At 64.9% G+C, this 16,946-nt stretch carries 14 protein-coding genes; 5 read left to right on the plus strand and 9 right to left on the minus strand.

Annotated elements, in window-relative coordinates; genetic code table 11:
- Window positions 1-24: 24 nt before the first annotated feature.
- From purU to SR3_RS11330, 5 genes are read left to right on the plus strand one after another with little or no spacing between them, the layout of a single operon-like run.
- Entirely contained in the window at window positions 25-882 is an 858-nt protein-coding gene (gene purU / locus SR3_RS11310) for a formyltetrahydrofolate deformylase (RefSeq protein ID WP_068085471.1), read from the plus strand.
- Between the two features lie 4 nt (window positions 883-886).
- Window positions 887-1,747 carry a bifunctional 5,10-methylenetetrahydrofolate dehydrogenase/5,10-methenyltetrahydrofolate cyclohydrolase gene (locus tag SR3_RS11315; protein ID WP_068085473.1) on the plus strand — a complete coding sequence of 287 codons (861 nt, stop codon included), beginning with the start codon at window positions 887-889 and terminating at the stop codon, window positions 1,745-1,747.
- Window positions 1,744-2,163, plus strand: a complete 420-nt coding sequence (locus SR3_RS11320) for a dihydroneopterin aldolase (protein ID WP_068085476.1) — start codon at window positions 1,744-1,746, stop codon at window positions 2,161-2,163. Before SR3_RS11315 ends, SR3_RS11320 begins: the two co-directional genes overlap by 4 nt.
- 9 nt (window positions 2,164-2,172) lie before the next feature.
- Entirely contained in the window at window positions 2,173-3,417 is a 1,245-nt protein-coding gene (gene pabB, locus SR3_RS11325; protein WP_245653873.1) for an aminodeoxychorismate synthase component I, read from the plus strand.
- Window positions 3,414-4,820 carry an MFS transporter gene (locus SR3_RS11330; protein ID WP_218018808.1) on the plus strand — a complete coding sequence of 469 codons (1,407 nt, stop codon included), beginning with the start codon at window positions 3,414-3,416 and terminating at the stop codon, window positions 4,818-4,820. The genes pabB and SR3_RS11330 overlap by 4 nt, the downstream gene beginning before the upstream one ends.
- Before the next feature lie 43 nt (window positions 4,821-4,863).
- On the opposite strand, the gene SR3_RS11335 is transcribed toward SR3_RS11330, so the two are convergent.
- The 9 genes from SR3_RS11335 to SR3_RS11375 all read right to left on the minus strand — a co-directional run bounded on the left by SR3_RS11335 (window position 4,864) and on the right by SR3_RS11375 (window position 16,786).
- Window positions 4,864-6,762 carry a TolB-like translocation protein gene (locus tag SR3_RS11335; protein ID WP_068085482.1) on the minus strand — a complete coding sequence of 633 codons (1,899 nt, stop codon included), beginning with the start codon at window positions 6,760-6,762 and terminating at the stop codon, window positions 4,864-4,866.
- A 63-nt stretch (window positions 6,763-6,825) separates the two neighbouring features.
- Window positions 6,826-7,908, minus strand: a complete 1,083-nt coding sequence (locus SR3_RS11340) for a lactonase family protein (RefSeq protein WP_068085484.1) — start codon at window positions 7,906-7,908, stop codon at window positions 6,826-6,828.
- Between the two features lie 207 nt (window positions 7,909-8,115).
- Window positions 8,116-9,366, minus strand: coding sequence for an MFS transporter (locus SR3_RS11345; RefSeq protein ID WP_068085486.1), 1,251 nt, complete (start codon window positions 9,364-9,366; stop codon window positions 8,116-8,118).
- Between the two features lie 350 nt (window positions 9,367-9,716).
- A complete protein-coding gene (locus tag SR3_RS11350) occupies window positions 9,717-10,613 on the minus strand; it encodes a substrate-binding domain-containing protein (protein WP_068085488.1) in 897 nt (298 codons plus the stop codon).
- Window positions 10,614-10,631: 18 nt separating this feature from the next.
- Window positions 10,632-12,173, minus strand: coding sequence for an acetolactate synthase large subunit (locus SR3_RS11355; protein ID WP_068085490.1), 1,542 nt, complete (start codon window positions 12,171-12,173; stop codon window positions 10,632-10,634).
- A 367-nt stretch (window positions 12,174-12,540) separates the two neighbouring features.
- Window positions 12,541-13,395, minus strand: a complete 855-nt coding sequence (locus SR3_RS11360; protein WP_068085497.1) for an HpcH/HpaI aldolase family protein — start codon at window positions 13,393-13,395, stop codon at window positions 12,541-12,543.
- Between the two features lie 30 nt (window positions 13,396-13,425).
- Complete coding sequence (locus SR3_RS11365; protein ID WP_068085499.1) at window positions 13,426-14,427, minus strand: DODA-type extradiol aromatic ring-opening family dioxygenase; 1,002 nt, start codon at window positions 14,425-14,427, stop codon at window positions 13,426-13,428.
- A gap of 123 nt (window positions 14,428-14,550) precedes the next feature.
- On the minus strand, window positions 14,551-15,852 hold the full coding sequence (locus tag SR3_RS11370; protein ID WP_084455423.1) for an MFS transporter: 1,302 nt from the start codon (window positions 15,850-15,852) through the stop codon (window positions 14,551-14,553).
- An 82-nt stretch (window positions 15,853-15,934) separates the two neighbouring features.
- On the minus strand, window positions 15,935-16,786 hold the full coding sequence (locus SR3_RS11375; protein ID WP_068085501.1) for an amidohydrolase family protein: 852 nt from the start codon (window positions 16,784-16,786) through the stop codon (window positions 15,935-15,937).
- Window positions 16,787-16,946 lie beyond the last annotated feature (160 nt).

Below are 16,946 nucleotides of genomic sequence, written 5' to 3' on the forward strand. Positions count from 1 at the left end.
TCATAAGAACAGAAAGACCCTGCCGTGACCGATATCTGCACGCTGACCCTGCAATGCGCCGACCGCCCGGGACTGGTGGCCGCCGTCGCCGGATGCCTCGCCACGCATGGCGGCAACATTCTGGATGCCGCGCAGTTCAATGACCGGGAAAGCGGCCGCTTCTTCATGCGCGTCGATGTCGACCTGCCGGACGAGCAAGCCCTCAACCGCTTTCGCGAGACCTTCCAGCCGATGGCCGCCGGTTTCGGCATGGCGTGGAAACTGCGCCGCCATGCCACGCCGACCAGGGTGCTGATGATGGTCAGCAAATTCGACCATTGTCTGGGCGATCTGCTCTATCGCCGCCGCATCGGCGAGCTGCCGATGGATGTGGTGGGCATCGTCGGCAATCACCCGCGCGATGCGGTGACGATCTCGCTGCAAAGCGGCATCCCCTATCACCATTTTCCGATCACCCGCGACACCAAACCCAGCCAGGAAGCTCGCATCAAGGCGCTGGTCGAGGAAACCGGGGCCGAACTGATCGTGCTGGCGCGCTATATGCAGATCCTGTCCGACGATCTGGCGGCGTTTCTCTCGGGGCGCTGCATCAACATCCATCACAGCTTTCTGCCCGGCTTCAAGGGCGCGAAACCCTATCATCAGGCCTATGACCGGGGCGTGAAGATGATCGGCGCGACAGCCCATTACGTCACGGCGGATCTGGATGAGGGCCCGATCATCCATCAGGATGTCGAGCGGGTCAGCCATGCCGATATGCCCGATGAGCTGGTGCGCAAGGGGCGTGACATCGAGCGGCGCGTCCTCTCCGAAGCGGTGCGCCTACATCTGGAGGACCGTGTGCTGCTCAACGGCAGCCGCACCGTCGTCTTCCGGCACTGACCCGATGCTGCGGACCATCCCGGGCAAGCAGATCGCCGAAGGCCTGAGCGAAGAGGTGGCGCGGGAGGCGGCCCGGTTTCTCGCCGAAACGGGCCGTGCCCCGGCTCTTGCCGTGGTGCTGGTGGGCGCTAATCCGGCCAGCGAGATCTACGTGCGCCGCAAGATCGCCCAGTGCCGCAAGACCGGCATCGCCTCGATCGAGTACCGGCTGGATGGCGCCACCTCACAGGCCGATCTGCTGGCCCTGATCGCCCGGCTCAATGCCGACCCCTCGGTCGACGGCATTCTGGTCCAGCTGCCCCTGCCCGGCCATATCGCGGCCACACGGGTGCTGGACGCCATCACGCCGGGCAAGGATGTCGACGGGTTTCACCCCGTCAATGTCGGGCGGCTCTCGACCGGCACGGACGGGCTGGTGCCCTGCACGCCGCTGGGCTGCATGATGCTGATCGATACGGTGATCGATGATCTGCGGGGCAAGCATGCGGTGGTGATCGGCAAGTCGAACATCGTGGGCAAGCCGATCGCCATGCTGCTGCTCGAACGCGAATGCACCGTCACCGTCACCCATATCGCCACGCAGGGCCTGCCCGACATCGCGCGCAAGGCGGACCTGATCGTGGCGGCAGCCGGTTCACCCGGTCTGGTGCGGGGCGACTGGGTGAAACCCGGCGCGGTGGTGATCGATGTAGGGATCAACCGCATTGAAAATGCGGATGGCACGTCGAAGATCGTCGGAGACTGTGCCATAGGCGAGATGGAGCATGCCGCTGCCGTCACGCCCGTGCCCGGCGGCGTGGGCCCGATGACCATCGCCTGCCTGCTTGCCAACACCATCAAGGCCGCAAGGAGCCTGCATTCATGACCAGACTCGCATCGGCACCCTTCGGCCAGCCCGTGGCACGGCCCGAACTGGTGGCCTTGAACCCGGGCATCACCAGCCGCTGCGAGGTCATGCTGCACGATCTGCAGGTCATGGCCGATATCGGCGCCTATGCCGCGGAGCATGGCGTGCTTCAGCCGCTGATCCTGCATGTCACCCTGACCGTCACGCCGCCCGGCCATGACGAACTGGGCGAAACCTTCAACTATGCCGACATTGGCGATTACGCGCGACATCTTGCCGGGCAGCGCATCGGCCTGATCGAGACCTTCGCGCAGAGGCTGGCGCGCAAATGTCTGGAGGCCGATGTCGTGACCGAGGCCGAGGTGCGGATCGACAAACCCCGCGCCGTCCCCGGTGCGATGGCCGGCACCCGCGTGCTGCTGCGCAAGGGCTGAGAGGGACGCTTGGGTCAGCTTCAGCGACGCCTTGTGCCATCCGGCTGGCAGGACACCGGCGGCGTTCCTGCCGCGCATGCGTCGTCGCTGCCCGAAGGCGGCTCGCCCTATGTGCTGCTGGACGATGCACGTGGGGCCTCCCCCGGCCTGCTGTTCCATCAGCCGCATGAGATCATCGCGGCACACCGGCTGGAGGATGTCCGCCCGGCGCTGGACCGCCTGCGCGAGGGCGTGGCGCGGGGCCATCATGCGGCGGGCTTTCTCGCCTATGAGGCCGGCTTTGCGCTGGAACCCCGGCTTGCCAGCCGCTTTCGGGGCCCGGGCGATCTGCCTTTGCTGTGGTTCGGCCTGTTCGACGCGCCCCGCACGATCACCCTCCCCCCAAGGGCCGCCGATCGGACCGGCACCATCGAACGATCGCCGATCCCTTCGGCCCTGGAGGGTAGCTACCTCCGGAGCGTCTCTGACATTCTGGCGCTGATCGAGGCCGGCGATTGCTATCAGGTCAATTTCACACTCGAAGCCCTGATCGAGGATCATGGAGACCCGTTCGAACGCTACCTCGCCCTGCGCGGCGCGCAACAGGCGGGCTGGGGCGGGATGCTCTCAACAGGCGAGGCGACGCTGCAGTCCTTCTCCCCCGAACTGTTCTTCGCCCTGCGTGACACCATCGTTTCCGCCCGCCCGATGAAGGGCACGGCCAGACGCGGCACCGATGCCGCGCGGGATGCCGCCGCCAAGGCGCGCCTGCAGGCCGATCCCAAGGAGCGCGCCGAAAATCTGATGATCGTGGATTTGCTGCGCAATGACCTGTCGCGGGTCTCGCAGCCGGGCAGCGTGCGGGTGGAAGACCTCTTCGGCATCGAGACCTACCCCACCCTGCATCAGATGACGAGCTCGATCACCGCCCAACTGCAGTCCGGTCTGGATGCCATCGATGTGATCGAGCGCCTGTTCCCCTGCGGTTCGATCACCGGCGCCCCCAAGATCCGCGCCATGGAGATCATCGCCGGGCAGGAGCAACGCAACCGGGGCTGTTACACTGGATCGATGGGCTATATCGCTCCGGATGGCAGCGCGGCGTTCAATGTGCTGATCCGCACGCTGGTCCAGCACCACGCGACCGCGCGGATCAGCTTCGGGGTGGGGTCGGGGATCGTGCGCGATTCCGATCCCCGCGGCGAATGGGCCGAATGCCATGCCAAGGCAGCGTTCCTTCAAGCCGCTTTCGCGCCGGAGCCCGCATCATCATGAGCGTTCAGCCACAGATCCCCTATCAGCGCGTGGCCCTCATCGTCGCCTGCGCGCTGTTCATGCAAAATCTCGACGCGACGGTGCTGGCCACCGCGCTGCCGACCATGGCCCGTGAATTCGGCGTATCGCCCTCCGATATCAGCCTGGCCCTCACCGGCTATCTGCTGGCGCTGGCGGTCTTTATTCCCGCCTCCGGCCCGGTGGCCGACCGTTTTGGCGCCCGCAAGACATTCCAGGCGGCGATTGCCGTCTTTGTCCTCGGTTCGGTGGCCTGCGGCTTTGCGCCGGGGCTGGCCACGCTGGTCATGGCCCGCTTTCTGCAGGGCATCGGCGGGGCGCTGATGGTGCCGGTCGGGCGTCTGGTGCTGCTGCGCTCGGTGCGCAAGGACGAGATGGTCGCGGCCATGGCCTGGCTCACCATGCCGGCGATGATCGGCCCCATTCTGGGCCCTCCGGTGGGTGGGGCGATCGTAACCTGGCTCGACTGGCGCTGGATCTTCTGGATCAACGTGCCGATGGGGGTGCTGGGCATCGTGCTGGTCGGCCGCTTCATTGCCGATACCGCGCCCGAAACCCATACGCCCTTCGACCGCATGGGCTTCATCCTCTGCGCGCTGGCGCTGGCGCCGCTGATTTTCGGCCTGCAATTGGCGGAAAGGGTCGGCCAGGGGCCTGTCGCCATGCTGCTGATCGGGCTGGGCGCACTGGCAACACTGCTGTATGTGCGTCACGCCCGCCGCACCGCCTTTCCCCTGCTCGACATCGCGCTGATGCGCATCGCGACCTTCCGGCTGTCGGTGATCGGCGGCACGCTGATCCGGATCACGCAGGGCGCCATGCCTTTCCTGATGCCGATGGTGCTGCAACTGGCGTTCGGGCTGAACGCGGCGGCCAGCGGCGGCATCACCCTGTCCACCGCGCTGGGCGCCTTTGCGATGAAGGGCGTGGCGCGCCGGGCCTTGCGGCGCTTCGGCTTCCGCACCACGCTGGCGGTGATCGGCGTCGCCTCCCCGCTCTGCTATGCCATCGCGGGATGGATCGGCCCGGGCTGGCCGATGGGAGCGATCTTTGCCCTGCTGATGGTCTGCGGCTTTCTGGTGTCGCTGCAGTTCACCGCCTACAATGCGATTGCCTATGCCGATATCCCCGCCGATCACATGAGCCGGGCGACCAGCTTTTACGCGACCTTCCAGCAGCTCTCGCTGTCGCTGGGCATCTGCGCGGGCGCCACCACGCTGGGTCTGGCGATGCGCTGGCACGGCCATGTCCGCCCCGGTTTCAAGGATTTTTCCCTCGCCATCTGGACCGTGACCGGCCTGTCGCTGCTGGCGCTGCTGGCCAATCTGGCATTCAGGCGTGACGCCGGCGCGGAATTGAGCGGGCATATTCCCGCCCGATCATAACACCGGCGGCGGCGGAAACCCCGACCGCCGCCGGTTCACACCATCAGAGGAACTCGGCCGGAATGTAGAGCGGCATGGAATCCTCCCACAGGCTGTCGGTCAGCAGGCGCTTGTTGCCGCCATCGGCATCCATCACGAAGATCTGGCCATAGGGCTGGAAGGTGAAGTCATAGATCGCCGCCTCATCGCGGAAACCATACATGCCGCTGGAATAGAGGATGCGGTTGTCATGGGTCCACACCGAATGGCCGTCATTGGCGCCGGTCTCCGTCAGGATGCGATAATCGCTGCCATCGGGCCGGATGGTGCAGACATGATAGTTTGCCGGGCCGAACTGACGGGTGAAGGTGATCAGTTCGCCATCGGGCGACCAGAAGGGCAGATTGTCCTTCTCTTGCGTCAGGACACGGGTGCTGTTGTCCTCCAGATCATGGATGCGCAGGCCGAAATGCCCCTCGCCCCAGACGCGGTAGACAATGTAACGCCCATCCGCCGAATAGCTGGGAAAGCCCGAATGCACCGTGCCATCGGTCAGCGCCTCATGGAAGGAACCGTCCACCCTGGCGCGCATCAGCACGGCCTTGTCATGGCCTTTGCGTTCCTGGAACCAGTTGCCGCATCCAAAGGCCGCCCATTGCCCATCGGGCGACCATGTCGGCTGGAATGCCCCGGCAATGCCCTTCTTGTTGAGCAGCGGATCGAGCCCGGCCTTGGCCGCGTCGAAGGCCACGACCTGATCGCTACCATCCGCCTTCATCGTCACCACCGATGAATTGCCCAGCTGCTTCTGGGTGATCATCAGCCGCCCCTGGCGCGACAGCACCGGGAAAGTGTCGGTGGAGCGATAGTCCCAGTCCTCGTCCCAGCTGTAGAGCGGCTTGTTCTGGGCGCGAAAACCGAAGCCGACCTTCTCATAGACCACCTTCGTACCATCGGGCGACCAGCAGGGTGAGCGCAGCTGGCGCAGCACCGATGACGCGCCCGAGGTGTAATGCAGGCCGGTGGCCGCCTCTTTCTGCACCCATGCCGCATCGGTGGCGCGCATGCCGGGCCCGGCGCCGCCCGCCTTGATGAAATAGGCGACATCCTTGCCATTGGCCATGAACTGCGGGGCCAGCTTCAGATCGGGGCCGGTGGTATGCTCGATGCGATCCTTGCCCGTCGCGGCGTCCACCGAGACGATCTGGGATGCGATCCGCCCGATCCATTCCGGGCGGCGCGCCCCCCATGTATGCTCCCGCTCCAGTTCGTAGAAGACGATCCGGCTGCCATCGGGCGACCATTTGGGCGATCCGAGGCAATAGCCCGGCTTCGAGACGAGCTGGCGCAGATCGCTGCCATCGGCGCGGATGACATAGATCGAGAGTTCCTGCGTATGCTCCCAGCCATGGCCATTGCTGTGCCCGGTCCAGCCGGTGTTGCGGTCGGACGAGAAAGCAATCCACGCGCCATCGGGGGACCAGGCGGGGCGGAAGGAGCAGTCTGGCGTTTCCGCATCGATTTTCGAGGTGTCGCCGCCGGTCAGTCTGCGCTTTTCACCCGTGGCGAGATCGACCACCCAGATGTTGGCGCGATAGCCATCGGCGGTGGACACGAAAGCACCCTTGCTGCCATCGGGCGAGAGCACCAGCGCATCTTCCACCGAAGGCGTCTCCACCACCGGCTGCACATCGCTGCCATCCGGACGGCAGCGGAAGACATCGGCCTGCCCATCGCCGTTGCGCTCGCTGGTAAAGCTGATCCACTGGCCATCGGGCGAGAAGCTGGCGTGATAGTCGAGGTTGCCCTCAGGCAGCAGCAGTCGCTCATCGCTACCGTCGGCATTGGCGATGTAGAGCGCGCTGGAGGAAGGGCCGATGCGGTTCATCAGCATCACGCCCTTTTTGGCGCCCTTCTCAGCGGGGATGCCCGGCGCGGCGCGGGTCTGTGGGTCGGTGTTCAAGGTAACTCTCCGATCATGGAAAAGAGTGATCGATCGCCGCGGCAGCGGTGGATCGTAGCGCGGTCAGGCGCTGGCGAAAGCGAAGCTTGTGGGGGCACCAACCGCCAGCACGGCGGAGGTGGCGGTGAGCTGTCCGCTGGCGGGGTCCACCGCGAACAGGCGCACAAGGTTTGATGCCTGATTGGCCACCAGCAGCCAGCGGCCGGTCGGCGTGATCTCGACGGCCCAGGGCTTGTCCCCCCCTGCGTCGATGGTCTGCACAGGCGTCAGCTGGCCATCAGCAGCATCGATGGCGAAGACATGGATCGCTCCCGTCCTGCGGTTCGTCGCGTAAAGAAAGCGCCCATCGGCGGACAGGGTGAAGCCGGCGGCACTGGGATCGCCCGGAGCATCGGGCGGATCGAGCCGGATCATGCCTTGCGGGGTGAGGCGCCCGGTCGCGGTATCCCAGCCATAGACGTAAATTTCGGCGGACAGCTCGGTCAGCAGATAGGCGAAGCGGCCATCTTTGCCGAAAAGCAGCAGGCGCGGCCCGGCCCCGGCGGGCACCGCGACATGCAGATCGGGCGCATCCTCAAGGGCACGGCGCGCGGCATCGTAGCGATGGAGGAAGATCCGGTCCGCGCCCATATCGGCCACGAGCAGAAAGCCCGCCGACGGGTCCAGCGTCACGCCATGGGCATGCGGGCCTTTCTGGCGCCGATGCGGCCCGCTCCCGCTGTTGACAAGGCGCGCGCAGACGGGCTGCACCACCCCTTGCGCCGAGATGGGCATCACCGCCACCTCGCCACCGCCGAAATTGGCGACGAACAGCGTTTCCCCATCCGGGCCAAGAGCCAGATGCGTGGGCCCTCCCCCCCCGGAAGGCGCTTTGCCAAGGAGGGTCAGCCCCGCGCTTGCCCCATCGATGCGAAAGCTCATGACGTCGCCGATGCGATCTCCGGCATTGCCCATTTCGCTCACGGCATGAAGAAGGCCCCGCCCGGTGTCGGCAAGCACCCAGGTCGGCCGATCGACCGCCGCCACCAGGCTGACCGGGCCGAGACGACCGGTGGCTTCGTCCAGACGGGTGGCATGAATGCCACCATCGGGCCCGCCGCCCTGCGTGCCGATGTAGACAATCGTTCCGAAAGGCTGGTCGTTCATAAGGCGTCAGCCGGAAAAGCGACCGCACCCGACACTGCTATCATTCCGCTTTCCATCACCCGCTCTTCTCGTGATTGCGGCCCGCCAGCCTGACATGGGCAGGCGCGGAGCGGACCGTTCTTTCGGGTGAAGTTTCGGGAAACGCAGCGCTTCGTGCAAGCGCTCGTCTGGCAACTCACTGTCGCGGATCATTGCCTAATCGGCGGATTATTTGACCTGTTTCGGCGCGTCGAAACGCCGGGCGGCGCGCAATTCCGGAAACAGTCGCGACCATGCCGCCGCCACCAGAACCGAGCCCAGCCCGCCCACGACAACAGCGGCAACCGGCCCCAGCAGGGCGGCCATAAAGCCGCTCTCCGCCTCGCCCAATTCGTTGGAGGCCGAAATGAACAGGGTCGAGATGGCGCCTACCCGTCCGCGCATCTCATTGGGCGTGTGCAGCTGCATCAGCGACTGGCGGATCACCACCGAAACCATATCCGCCGCGCCGATCACGATCAGCGACAGCATCGACAGCGGCAACCATCGCGACAGCCCGAAGCCCATGGTCGCCACACCGAACACCGCCACGGCCACCAGCATCGCGCCGCCCACCTGATCGCGGAGCGGCCGCCAAGCGAACCACACGGCCATGGTGAGCGCCCCCACCGCGGGACTGGCGCGCAGCATGCCCAGCCCCTGCGGCCCGACATGCAGGATATCGCGGGCATAGGCGGGCAGGATCGCCGTGGCGCCCCCCAGCAGCACGGCAAACAGATCGAGCGAGATCGTTCCCAGCAGCAGGCGGTTGGTGAAGACATAGGACAGTCCCTCGCGCATCTGCTCGAAGGGATGGGCCGTGCTGCGCTCGGCGGCATTCATGCGGGTGCGGATGGCGATCAGGCAGCACACGGCGACCAGCAGCAGCACCGCCGCCAGCCCGAAGGCGTAGCCCGGCCCCAGCGCATAGGCCATCCCGCCCAGCACCGGCCCCAGAATGGCTCCGGCCCGCCCGGCCATGGCATTGGTGGCGATCGCGCGCGGCAGCACCTCACGCGGGACCAGATTGGGGGCCAGCGCATTCATCGAGGGCATATAGAAGGCGCGAAACACCCCCAGGGCAGTGGAGACAAGATAAAGCATCACCAGACTGACCGAACTGCCAAAGGCCAGCACCGTCAACAGCACCGCCCCCAACCATTGCACCATCAGGGACAGGCTGGCGATCAGCCGCCGGTCCACCCGATCCGCCACCAGCCCCGAAACCGGCGTGAGCAACAGCACCGGCAGGAACTGGAAAAAACCGATCAGGCCGAGCCGGAAAGCAGCCTCCTTCACGCTCATCGTCAGGCGCGCAACGTCGTACACCTGCCAGCCGATCGACAGGACCATGCTGCTCTGCGCCAGCATCGCGAAAATGCGCGCGATCCAGAACAGGCGGAAGTCGCGATAGGCGAAGGGGAAGGTGCTGTCGGTCACAGTCGGTTCCTGACGCTGGACGTGCCGCGCTGCAAGATGGAAAGGCTGGGGGAGATATTAAAAATAGAAATGCGAGGGGAGCGTCTTTGTTGGTCGCATCTCTCAAGAGAGATGCTCCGGGCCCTCGCGCTCCCATAACGTCTCCCGACGCATGGGCAGTAGCACCGCGATGATGCGCCCAGCCTCTCCACCTACACCACCGCAGGCAGGCCATCCTACTGTGCAAGCGCGCCGCAAGAAAGCCTGCGGCGCCAAGAATGCGTGCAGGACCGATAGGCAAGGCGCCAAGGCAGACAGTAAAGGGAGCGCGAGGGCGATGGCCCTCGCATTTCTCTTTTACTTCCCGAATCTTACCCCAGATTCCCGGTCGTTTCGTCAAAAAGCTCGTCCACCGACAGCTTGCGCGGGATGATCTTCTGCTCGAAGGCCCAGTCGATGGCCAGTTGCAGGCCCTTTTCATTGGCCGCGCGGCCCATCGGCGGGAAAGGATCGGACACGCCGCCTTCGGTAAGGTCTCGGCTTTCCTGCACCATGCGGTAGAGTTCGCGCACCACGTCGGGGCGGTTCCTCGAAATCTCCTCATGCACCACGAAGATGTGGTTGATGGGCACCACGCCCTCGCGCGCGAACCAGTCCTTGGCGGCGTTGAAAGGATCGGGGACGAGACGCTCGACACGCGAATCCTTGGGCAGGTCGATGCCCTGCAGCGTGGCCTTCAGTTCGCCGTCGAGCATCATCTGGCCGATGTCGCTGCCCTTGGGCAGGCGTTCGCAATTGGCCGGATCGGTGTATTCGAGAAGGTGCCCCTCGCCCACGGTGCACCAGGTCACCTTGTTGAGGTCCACGCCATATTCGTGCTGCAGAATGCCGCGCACCCACAGGCCGGTGGTCTGGGCATAGGTGCGCACGCCCACACGCGTGCCCTCGATGTCCTTGGGGCTGACATGGCCCAGCTCGCGGTTGAAGCCCGCGCAGTGATGCTGAAAACGGCCCGAGATCGGCGCGGGCAGCATCACATAGGGCTTACCGTAGCACCTGGCCTGCAGATAGGTGACGATGGCCAGCTCGCCGCAATCGAAGGCGTTTTCGCGCAGCATCGGCTTGAAGCCGTTCTGCGCCGGGCTGGGGCCGCAGATGTCCAGCTTGACGATATCGGAGGTAACACGGCCCTCGCGCAGCGCCTTGGTGACGGGATAGTCGTCGATGTTGGCGCGCAGGGTCAGCACGTCAGCGGTGGTGTCGGTCATGAACCTCTTCCCTTTGTTTTACAGACAGACTTCGATGAGCGCCGGGCCGCTTTCGCCCACGGTGCGCACCATCTGGGCATGGAAATCCTCGGCAGTTTCCACGCGCACGCTGGGCACGCCCATGCTGGTGCCCATGGCCACCCAGTCGATGCGCGGATTGCCGATGTCGATCATCGCCAGCGCCTGAGGGCCCGGCGCGCCAAAGCCCATGTTGGCATATTCGCTCTTGAGGATCTGGTAAGAGTGGTTGGCGAAGACGATGGTGGTGACGTTCAGGCTTTCACGCGCCTGCGTCCATAGCGACTGGATCGTATACATCGCGCTGCCATCGCCCACGATGGTGAAGACGCGGCGATCCGGGCAAGCCACCGCCGCTCCGGTGGCGACAGGCGTGCCATAGCCGATCGAGCCGCCCATGTTCTGGATGGTATCATGCGGCAGGGCGCCCGCCGTCAGCCCCATCGACTGGCGGCCGGTGGTCAGCGATTCATCGACCAGAATGCAGTGTTCCGGCATGGCCGCGGCCAGCGCATGGGCGATGCTGGTGGGGTCCAGCTTGCCCTGCGGCACCGGCGTTTCGATGCGCGGCTGCAGGATTGGCGCGGTGTTGGTAGCCCCCAGAGCATCCAGCAGCATCTCCAGCGCCTTGGCACTGTCCTCGCCGGTTTCGGACAGGGTGTGAACAGCGGCATCGGGATGCTTGAGCAGGCTGGGCGAGCCGGGATAGCTGAAAAAGGCAATCGGCTCGGTGGTTTCCAGCGTGATGATGTGGCGGAAGGGCGCCAGATACTCCAGCGCGGCGGGCACGAAATAGGGGATGCGCTCCAGCGGCGCGCGGCCCGCGCCGCGCTCGATCCGGGCAGTGAAGAACTGCGTGGCGATGCGCGCGCCGGTAGCGGCGGCAAGACGGCCCGCCAGTTCGACAGCGGGACCATGGGTGGCAAGGCCCGCCAGAATGACCAGCACGGGCTCCTGCGCACCCTTGATGGTGCGGGCGATATGGTCGATCCGCTCCTGACTGGGGGCTGGCGGTTCGGGCAGTTCGATGGGGAAACCGGGCACCTCGCCCGCATCGCCCCAACTGGTGTCGCCCGGCAGGATCAGCGTGGCAATCTTGCCCGGGCGCGCGGCGGTGACGGCGCGATAGGCATCATAGGCCAGCGTTTTCGCCGTATCCGTGCGCCGCACCCAATGGCACAGCGGGCGCGCCAGCCCCTCGATATCGGACTTCAAGGGCGCATCATACTTCAGGTGATGCGTGGCATGCTCGCCGATGATGTTGACCATCGCGCTGCCCGCGCGCTTGGCGTTGTGAATGTTCGACAGGCCATTGGCCAGACCCGGCCCCAGATGCAGCAGCGTGGAGGCCGGCGTGCCCTTCATGCGGTAATAGCCATCCGCCGCGCCCGTCGCCACGCCCTCATACAGGCACAACACCGAGCGCATCGCGGGGTTCTCCAGCGCGGCCAGAAAATGCATCTCCGACGTGCCCGGATTGGCGAAGCAAACATCCACCCCCTGCGCGACCAGCGTGGTGACAAGGCTTTCCGATCCGTTCATCGCGTTCCATCCATTTTGCGGCGGGCATGGTCCCGCAGCCCGTCATCGGGAAGAAAGGCCTCCGACACCAATTGGAAGGGGCCGTGGGGTGATTGATTTGAAGGGGAAGTCCTTGTTGGTCGCATTCCTCAAGAGGAATGCTCCGGGCCCTCGCGCTCCCGGAACGTCTTCCGACGGTAGGGCAGTGGCGCCCGATCCTTGCGCCGAACCTCTCCACCTGCACCACCAAAAAGCGCCGCAGGCCTGAAATCCGACAGCGCAGTCTTGGCGGCGCTGCGACCTTGCTCCAACGCCGAACCCGTAACGCCAAGGCCGACAAAAACCGGGAGCGCGAGGGTGTAACACCCTCGCACCTTCCCTTGTTTTCTTAATACCCGGCCATCTCCCGCGCCTGCCCGATCACGCCATAGGACCGCTGAGGCGCGCTCATCAGGAAGCGATAGCCCTCACCCAGCAGGCGCTCGACATTCTTGGCATTGGTGTGCGGGTTGCCGACCACGACATTGTGCTTCTTGCAGGTCTCGACGATCTTTGCCATCGCGCCCAGCACTTCGGGATGCTCATACTGGCGGGCATAGCCCAGCTCCTGCGACAGATCTCCCTCACCGATCAGGCAGAAGCCGATGCCGGGCACATTGGCCAGCATGTCGTCGAGATTTTCGATCGCCTCGATGCTCTCGATCATCAGCCCGACCAGCAGCTCACCCTCAGGCGCCAGCGGCCAGACATCGGCCTTGGCGTAATAGTCGGGCTGGCTCAGCCCCCAATAGCGGGCCGCCGTGGCGGGGCCATCGCCACGCACGCCCTTGGGCTCATACAGGGGCGCGTTTTTCGGGCGGGCATAGCGGCAGGCGGCCACGGCGTTGTAGGCCTGCTGCACCGTCTTCACATGCGGCGTGATGATGCCATAAACGCCGCGATCCAGCGACTGCTTGGCCTGCCACTGGTCCATCTCGCCGCCGTTCGAAGGAATGCGCACCAGCGGCGTCACCGCTGGGGCGACCGTGGCCGCGCCATGGATCTGCTTGCGGTTGAGCAGATATTGCAGGAAATCGCCCAGCGCGGACATATCGAAGGGATTATGCTCCATTTCCACGACCAGCCCGTCATAGGGGCTGTCCGACAGGTCGATGGCGCTCTGCTTGTCCGATTTGGCGAAGCAGGTGAAGGCGGGCTTGCCCTCCTCGAAAGCGCGGATGATGCCGTTCAGGCGATTGCTCATGGAATTGTCCTTTAAGAATGTGGGAATGCCTCAGGCTTCGGGAGCCTGCCAATACATGAAGCCCATGCCCTCGCCCGTGCCGGCTGCGGTGCGCCAACAGGGCACGTAATCGACCAGCGTCATCTGCGCTCCGGTATGCTGCAGCGCCATCACCACGATGGAATAGATCTTCACCTCCGACGTACCGGACTGGAACCAGCTGTCATCAATGGCCGAGAGCCCATCGAAATCGTAAGCGGCCAGCTTGCCCATCACATCGCGGTCGAACTCCTCGTCGTTCACGAAGTGCGTCAGGCCGCCGCTGGCGATCACCGCCACGCGCACATCCTCGGGCCAGGCCTCGATGGCTTCACGCAGCACGCGGCCGAACTGGATGCAGCGCGCCATGGAAGGCTGCGTGGGCGGATAGAACAGGTTGAACAGCATCGGCACATGACGCGGCACATCGCCGCCCATGATCTGGTGATAGACGAAGCTGTAGGCATGCGGCACCACCGGATAGTCCGGCTTCATGCCCTGGCGCTGGGCCATCCAGACGTTTTCGGGCCAGGCCTGAAGATCGTTAAGATCGAAACCCTCCTTCTGGAAGGTCTTGATGAGATATGTCGCAAAATCCGGATAGGCCTGATGCACCACATGATGGTCAGGCGCATAGACCGGGCGCTGCGGCGGCCCGTTGTGGACATCCTCGCCCGAGTAGATGGTGATGGAAGGCGACTGATCGGGCCAGATCTCCTTCTGGTCCTTGCCCAGCACAATGGCCACATCGATCTTCGCATCCCTGTAAGCCTGCGCCATCGTATCGAGCGCCTTGCGGCAGCGGGTGGCTCGCTCCGTGCGTTCCTCGATGGTCAGGAAGGGCTCGAAAGCCGCGCCGCGCAGGGCTTCCAGCTCGGGATAAGTGTAGGTCCGGCCGCGGAACCACAATTCCTGGTTGTTGCGGTCACGCTCGCCATTGGCGAGCCAGTCTTCCGGCTTCTGCCCCAGCATGCCGCTGTGGGGCACAGCCATACCGAACACGATTTTCGCCATATGATCCTCTTTGAAGTCCGGCGGTTGCCCGCCCCGGGGTCAGGCGGGTGGTTAACCCTTTCCCCCCGCGCCCGGCCAATTCATTCTTGTCACCACCCGATTGCATCAGGCGGCCCTCTCTTTCTACTCTTCCGACAATCTGGGCGCCCATTCCGGCCTCAACAGGGTCCATGTCCCCACCGCGCCGATCAGCAGGAAGACGAAGATGACCAGCATCGGCACGTCATAGCCCCCGCTTTTCTGAAGCAGCCACCCCGACAGCGACGCCGAAACACCGCCCGCCAGGCTGGTCGCCACCTGCTGCACACCGGTGACCAGGCCCACAGCGGGCTTGGGGATCAGCGTCAGGCGGCACAGCGCCAGATTGTTGGCGGTGGCCAGCCCCAGCGCCGTCAGCGAAAAGACATTCCAGAACAGCGCGACATTCAGGCTCGACGCATAGGCGCCCAACAGCACGGTGCAGCCGCCGCAAAAGCCCGCGATCACAAAGCCTTTACGCACCAGAACCGGATCGCGCCCGCGCGCGATCAGCCGGTCGGCGGCCCAGCCCGCGATCACCGCCATGATGGCGATGCCCGCAAAGCTGAAGAAGGTGTAGACGCCCGATTTGGCGAGGGACAGCCCGCGCTTTTCCACCAGATAGGCCGGCATCCACGTCATGCAGTAAAAGGTGAAATAGCCGTAGCAGAAGTTGGTCAGCATGCCGCCCCAGACCACCGGGCTGCGCAGCGCGGCGCCCAGCGTGATGCCCGATGCCTTGCGCTGGATCTGCGCGCGATGTTCGGCCTGCGGCATGTCGTCGGGCACCAGAAACAACCAGCCCAGCAGCCAGACCAGCCCCACCACCGCCATGGCCACGAACATCGCCCGCCACGAGTAATTGACGATCAGCCATGCCGCGGCAGGCGCCCCGATGGCCGGGCCGAACTTGTTGCCCATGGCGAAGATGCCCACGGCCAGGCCGTTGCGGCCTTCCTCGAAATTGTTGCGGATCCAGCGATAGCTGGCCGGGATCACCACCGCCTCGGCCACACCCACCAGCAACCGCATCAGAAACAGCGCCCCCAGCACATTGATCATGCTGGTGAAGAACGACACGCCGCACCACAGCACAAAGAGGATCGCATAGGGCCGCTTCACGCCATAGCGATCCACCACCCAGCCCATCGGCACCTGAGCGATGCCATAAGACCAGAAAAAGGCCGAATTGATCCAGCCGCGCCCGACGTTGGACAGCGCGAACTCTTTGACAAAGCTCTTGTCGGCGATGGCCGAGCCGATGCTGGTGCGATCGAGGAAGGAGATCAGCACCCCCAGCGCCAGCAGGAACAAAATCGCCCAGCGCGCCATATCGGACAATGGCCCGACCGGGAGCGACACGCCCGAACCGGCGCCGCCCCCTCTGATGGTTGAACCTGATGCCATAAACCCTCTCCGTGGGTGATCGTCTCGCACTTTTATCCTGCCGGCGTGGCAGCGGGAGCGTATAACGCCCCGCTCCGCACCATCAGCCCAGCGACGGGTACAGCAGCTGCGCCGTCTTGCCAAAGATCCATGCCCGATCCTCATCGCTCAGGCAGGCAAGGCCAGCCTCGGCATCCGCCTTGATCTGGCCAAGCGTGCCGGGCGAGGTGGGGAAATTCGATCCCCAGGCCAGACGGTTGGCGCCAAAGGCCTCCACCACCTTGGGGAAGAAGGTTTCGGCGCTGGCCTCGCCCTTTTTCACATCGCCGAAAATGCGCGGCGTCAGCTTCATGTAGATGTTGGGCAAGGCGGCCAGTTCGAACATGCTGGCGGCCTTGGCATAGGGCGGGCCATCCAGCACATCGGGGCGGCCCAGATGGTCGAGGATGATGTTCACATTGGTGAAACGCGTCGCCAGGTCGATAACCTGCGGCAGGCCGACCGGGCCGGTCTGGATGCACATCGGGATGCCGAGTTCGCCCAGAAGCTCCCAAGCCGGGTAGGCAGCAGGGTTCTCCAGCTCGGTGGGGTCGAAATCCTTGGTCGAGCCGCCGGTGAAGATGCGCAGGCCCTTCAGCCCCTTGCCAACCCAGTCGCGGATCACCGCCACCGCATCGGGCGCCGCCACATCGACCGAGCCCACCGCGACCAGCCGGTGGGGATACTGGTTGCAGCCATCGACGACATAGGCATTGTCGAAGCCATAGGTGGTCGAGGAATGGACCACGGCGGCGCGGTCCACACCGGCCTCGTCCATCGCGGCGATCAGCGCCTCGACGGTGTTGGGCCGCTCCTGCGACCAGTCCGAACGCTTGCCGAACAGCGGCGCGGGCGGGTAGCGGGTCTCATCATCCGAGATGATATGGGGATGAATGTCGAAAATCTGTGATGCCATCGCGGCACGCCCCTCCTTGAGCCGCCTGCGCATGGACAGGCGGCGTGACTCCCTGTTTCGCCGGAGATGCTCCGGCGATGGACCGCGATCGGATCGGTCGGTCCTGCGAATGTCAGCTTCGTCAAATTCGCCGATGCGGGGAATTTGATGTTGGGCCGCG

The sequence above is a fragment of the Novosphingobium rosa NBRC 15208 genome, assembly GCF_001598555.1.
In the GTDB taxonomy this organism is placed as follows: Bacteria; Pseudomonadota; Alphaproteobacteria; order Sphingomonadales; family Sphingomonadaceae; genus Novosphingobium; species Novosphingobium rosa.

Coding starts and splice junctions, on each gene's coding strand:
- SR3_RS11315 (WP_068085473.1), top strand. CDS start 887: ATGCTGCGGACCATCCCGGGCAAGCAGATCGCCGAAGGCCTGAGCGAA.
- SR3_RS11320 (WP_068085476.1), top strand. CDS start 1,744: ATGACCAGACTCGCATCGGCACCCTTCGGCCAGCCCGTGGCACGGCCC.
- SR3_RS11330 (WP_218018808.1), top strand. CDS start 3,414: ATGAGCGTTCAGCCACAGATCCCCTATCAGCGCGTGGCCCTCATCGTC.
- SR3_RS11340 (WP_068085484.1), bottom strand. CDS start 7,908: ATGAACGACCAGCCTTTCGGAACGATTGTCTACATCGGCACGCAGGGC.
- SR3_RS11350 (WP_068085488.1), bottom strand. CDS start 10,613: ATGACCGACACCACCGCTGACGTGCTGACCCTGCGCGCCAACATCGAC.
- SR3_RS11355 (WP_068085490.1), bottom strand. CDS start 12,173: ATGAACGGATCGGAAAGCCTTGTCACCACGCTGGTCGCGCAGGGGGTG.
- SR3_RS11360 (WP_068085497.1), bottom strand. CDS start 13,395: ATGAGCAATCGCCTGAACGGCATCATCCGCGCTTTCGAGGAGGGCAAG.
- SR3_RS11365 (WP_068085499.1), bottom strand. CDS start 14,427: ATGGCGAAAATCGTGTTCGGTATGGCTGTGCCCCACAGCGGCATGCTG.
- SR3_RS11370 (WP_084455423.1), bottom strand. CDS start 15,852: ATGGCATCAGGTTCAACCATCAGAGGGGGCGGCGCCGGTTCGGGCGTG.
- SR3_RS11375 (WP_068085501.1), bottom strand. CDS start 16,786: ATGGCATCACAGATTTTCGACATTCATCCCCATATCATCTCGGATGAT.